Below are 255 nucleotides of genomic sequence, written 5' to 3'. Positions count from 1 at the left end.
ATCTGCTTTTGCGAGTTAGGGGGCCGCTGAGCGGTGTTGTAAGTGATGGCTACTACGAGGTTGACCGGGCCCAGGCTGAGTTGTCTCCGGTAGTTTCCGGCTGGCGAGACAATGCCAAAAACGCGGAAAACGCAGCACTGGCCAACGCGTCGGCGATCACCAGTGTGTCAGGTAGGGTATCTAGAACAGAGGAAGGGTTTACGTCTGTCAGTGGTCAACTGACTCAACTGGATAACTCGATCGGCGACATCGGCG

1 protein-coding gene is annotated in these 255 nt (G+C 56.1%); it reads left to right on the top strand.

Annotated features, from left to right (window positions below):
* On the top strand, positions 1 to 255 hold a 255-nt coding region (locus L6D80_RS29985), incomplete at both ends, for a hypothetical protein (protein WP_236183120.1).

Origin of the sequence: Pseudomonas ceruminis (assembly GCF_021602025.1) — a bacterium.
GTDB lineage: Bacteria > Pseudomonadota > Gammaproteobacteria > Pseudomonadales > Pseudomonadaceae > Aquipseudomonas > Aquipseudomonas ceruminis.
The sequence above is the reverse complement of the archived record's forward strand: the minus strand, read 5'-3'. Positions and strand labels throughout refer to the sequence as shown.